This is a genomic window from Curtobacterium sp. A7_M15 (assembly GCF_030705415.1).
Lineage (GTDB): Bacteria > Actinomycetota > Actinomycetes > Actinomycetales > Microbacteriaceae > Curtobacterium.
The window spans coordinates 1-4037 of the sequence record NZ_JAUZED010000180.1 but is presented as its reverse complement, the minus strand read 5'-3'; the positions used below and the strand labels follow the sequence as shown (position 1 = coordinate 4037).

Annotated in this window: 3 protein-coding genes and 1 pseudogene; all 4 read left to right on the top strand. The window is 72.6% G+C overall.

All coding sequences use genetic code 11. The annotated features are described in order from the left end of the window. A partial coding sequence (locus Q7F20_RS17995) for a GNAT family N-acetyltransferase (RefSeq protein ID WP_305741429.1) occupies nt 1-565 on the top strand: 565 nt, incomplete at its 5' end. Between the two features lie 90 nt (nt 566-655). Beyond that, nucleotides 656-1705 (top strand): bifunctional diaminohydroxyphosphoribosylaminopyrimidine deaminase/5-amino-6-(5-phosphoribosylamino)uracil reductase RibD, encoded by a 1050-nt coding sequence (ribD, locus tag Q7F20_RS17990; RefSeq protein WP_305741430.1) that lies wholly within the window; start codon nt 656-658, stop codon nt 1703-1705. 29 nt (nt 1706-1734) lie between these two features. Next, nucleotides 1735-2358 (top strand): annotated as a pseudogene (gene ribA, locus Q7F20_RS17985) (GTP cyclohydrolase II); the annotation flags it as partial. Nucleotides 2359-2579: 221 nt separating this feature from the next. After that, nucleotides 2580-3992: an MFS transporter gene (locus Q7F20_RS17980; RefSeq protein ID WP_305741428.1), complete on the top strand. Its 1413-nt coding sequence runs from the start codon at nt 2580-2582 to the stop codon at nt 3990-3992. The last annotated feature ends 45 nt before the right edge of the window (nt 3993-4037 follow it).

The following is a 4037-nucleotide window of genomic DNA, read 5'->3' as shown; positions in this document are numbered from 1 at the left end:
GCACCTCGACGTGCCCACCCGGGCGGACGCGGCGGCCATCACCGAGGCCTGCCAGGACCCGGACGTCGTGCGCTGGACGACGATCCCGACGCCGTACACCGCTCGGGACGCCACCACCTTCGTCGACGCCCTCGTCGGTCCGGGGTGGGCCTCGGACCGCGAGTACACGTGGGCGATCCGCCGTCCGGGGTCCACCTGGCTCGAGGGGATCATCGGCTACCGCACCGCACGGCGCGACCTCGGCTTCTGGCTCGCGCCCTCCGCCCGCGGTGCCGGCCTCATGCACGACGCCGTCGGCCTCGTGGTCGACTGGGCCTTCGCGCAGGGCGCGCCGGACGTCTACTGGGAGTGCTACGTGGGCAACACCGCCTCGGCCGCGGTCGCCCGTGCCGCGGGGTTCTCCTACACGGGCACCGGCGACGCGATCATCCCCGGACGGGACGGCGGTCCGACGGCTGCGTGGAAGGGACTCCGCCGGGCCGACGGCACTCCCGCGTCCGACCTCCCCTGGCCGCCCGAGACGACAGCGCGCCACGGTGACGCGTCACCCACCGTTCGCGGATAGTCTCGGACCGTGACCGTCACCCCTCCGCCGTCCGACCGGACGGCCTCCCCGACAGCGCACGCCTCGGTCTCGCCGGCCGAGCTCCGCGCGATGCGGCGCGGCCTCGAGCTCGCGGCGCTCGGGCCCGCCGTCGGTGACCACGTCCGCGTCGGCGCCGTCATCCTCTCGCCCGACGGGACGGTCCTCGGCGAGGGCTGGCACCGGGGCGCCGGGACCGCCCACGCAGAGGTCGACGCGATGTCGAAGGTCGACCCCGCACACCTGGTCGGCGCGACCGCCGTCGTCACACTCGAACCCTGCAACCACACCGGGCGCACCGGCCCGTGCGCCGTCGCGCTGCTCGAAGCGGGCATCGGCCGGGTCGTGTACGGCGTCGACGACCCGGGCCCGGCCGCTCGCGGCGGCGCCGAGCGACTGCGGTCGGGCGGTGTCGACGTCGTCTCGGGCGTCCTCGCCGACGAGGTCGAGGAGTTCCTCGAGCGCTGGCTCCTGTCGGTGCGCCTCGGACGCCCGTGGGTCACGGTGAAGTGGGCGTCGAGCCTCGACGGTCGGGCTGCGGCCGCGGACGGCACGAGCCAGTGGATCACCGGCGCAGCCGCCCGTCAGCACGTCCACGAGCAGCGGGCCGCGCACGACGCGATCCTCGTCGGGACCGGCACCGTCCTCGCCGACGACCCGAGCCTCACCGCCCGGGGCGATGCCGGCGAGCTGCTCGCCGACCAACCGATCCCCGTGGTGTTCGGCGACCGCGCGGTCCCGGACGACGCGGCGGTCCGCAGGCACCCCCGCTCCCTCATCACCCTGCCCGGACACGACCTCGCCGCCTCGCTCGGCGCTCTCCGCGACCACGGCGTGCACTCCGTCTTCGTCGAGGGAGGGCCCACCGTCGCATCCGCGCTCATCGCGGCCGGCCTGGTGGACGAGTACCTCGTGTACCTCGCCCCCGTCCTCCTCGGCGGCCCCCGTGTTGCCCTCGGTGACGTCGGCGTGGGAAGCATCGGCGAGCGTCGCCGGTTGGACGTACTATCGACCACCAGCCTCGGCCCCGACCTGCTGGTCCGAGCACGACCCCACCGCCCCTCCCAGCCGGCGGCCGAGCCCGGGATCGCGGGGTCCCAGAACGACCGGAGCACCACATGACCGATGCACTCACCTCCCCCACCCCCGGGAGCCCGGTCCAGTTCGAGGTGTCGACCAACGTCCCGACCACCCACGGCACGTTCGAGATGCGTGCGTACCGCGACCTCGTGACGAGCGCCGAGCACGTCGCGATCATCGCCACCGGCCCGGACGGCGCGGCGCCGCGCGACGGCGCCCTCGTCCGGGTGCACTCGGAGTGCCTGACGGGCGAGGCGTTCGGCTCCCTCAAGTGCGAGTGCGGGCCGCAGCTCGACGCCGCGCTCGACACGATCGCGGCCGAGGGCGGCGTCGTCGTGTACCTGCGCGGGCAGGAGGGTCGCGGCATCGGCCTCATCAACAAGCTGAAGGCGTACCGCCTGCAGGAAGACGGCCTCGACACGCTCGACGCGAACCTCGCCCTCGGGCTGCCGGCCGACTCCCGCGAGTACGGGGGCGCCGCGGGCATCCTCGCCGACCTCGGCATCACCACCGTCCGGCTCCTGTCGAACAACCCCGAGAAGCGTCGCCAGCTCGAGGAGCACGGCATCACCGTCGACGGCCTCGTGCCGCTCGTCGTCGGCGTCTCCGCACAGAACGCGGGGTACCTCGACACCAAGCGCGACCGGATGGGCCACCAGCTGCCCGCGCACCTCGAGGCGAACGCGACCAACTGAGGGCGGGAGGCGCGGGACGGACCGGCACCGCGCCTCCAGTCAGCGGATTCGCAGGTTCACGACATCTGTCGTATGCTGTGGGCTTCCGTCACAAGCGGTCCCACCACCAACCGAACGCACCCGATCGGTGTCCGCGCCACCCTGCGCGAACCGACCGGTGTCCGCCGTCCGGAACACCGCAGCGCTCCCCGCGAGCGCCACCCACGGAGTCTCCTCACCCCATGTCCGCCGCACCGGCACCCGCATCCCCGAAGACCGCAGGCAATCCGCGCTCCCGCGTCGTGATCGCCAGCCTCGTCGGCACCTCCATCGAGTTCTACGACTTCTACGTCTACGCGACCGCCGCGGTCCTCGTCTTCCCGACGCTCTTCTTCCCGAACGAGGACCCGACGGCATCGCAGCTGTCCTCGTTCGTCACCTTCGCCCTCGCGTTCTTCGCCCGCCCGGTCGGCTCGATCATCTTCGGCCACTTCGGTGACCGGGTCGGCCGCAAGGCGACCCTGGTGGCATCGCTGCTGGTGATGGGCACCGCGACGTTCCTCATCGGCTGCCTGCCGACGTTCGACTCGATCGGCATCTGGGCGCCGGTGCTCCTCGCCGTGATGCGCTTCGCCCAGGGCGTCGGGCTCGGCGGCGAGTGGTCGGGCGCGGCGCTGCTCGCGACCGAGAACGCCCCGAAGGGCAAGCGCGGCGTGTTCGGTTCGATGCCGCAGCTCGGCGCGCCGATCGGCTTCCTGCTCGCCAACGGGCTGTTCATCGCGATCAACGCGGCGATGCCCGCCGGCGCGGACGGCACCCCGAACCCGGACTTCCAGGCGTGGGGCTGGCGCATCCCGTTCCTGCTCTCGGCCGTCCTGGTGATCGTGGGCCTCTACGTCCGGTTCAAGCTCGTCGAGTCGACCGTCTTCCGAGGCGTCCAGGAGTCCGGTTCCGTCGCCAAGGTCCCGCTCGGCCGGGTGTTCCGCACCTCGTGGCGCGCCGTGATCGTGGGCACCTTCGGCATGGTCGCGACCTACGTCCTCTTCTACTTCATGACGACGTTCACCCTGTCGTACGGCACCACGGGCGCCGAGGCCGGGCCCCTCGTCCCGAAGATCGGCCTCGGCTACACCCGCGGCGAGTTCCTCACGCTGCTCATGATCGGCGTCGTGTTCTTCGGCATCTTCACGCCGATCGCAGGCTTCCTGGCCGACAAGTTCGGCCGCCGCCGCACCCTCATCCCGACGACCATCGGCATCGCGCTGTTCGGCCTGACGTTCCAGTTCTGGTTCGCCGCGTCGACCGGTCCGATCACGGTCGTGACGTTCCTCATCGTGGGGCTGTCCCTGATGGGCCTGACGGTCGGTCCGATGGGCGCCCTGCTGCCGGAGCTGTTCCCGACGAACGTCCGCTACACGGGCTCGGCGATCGCGTACAACGTCGCGTCGATCCTCGGCGCCTCGCTCGCCCCGACCATCGCGCTCGCGCTGTGGAAGCCGGACGGCAACATCTTCCTCGTGGGCCTGTACCTCACGATCGCCGCGGTGGTGACGCTCGTCGCCCTGCTGTTCGTCCGCGAGACGAAGAGCGCGGCGCTGGACGCGGCGGACGCCGCGGGTGCGCCGGACGCGGCGCCGGTGAACGCGCGCGCCTGACGCGACCACTGCTGCGGACGGGAGGCGCGGTGCCAGCTGGCACCG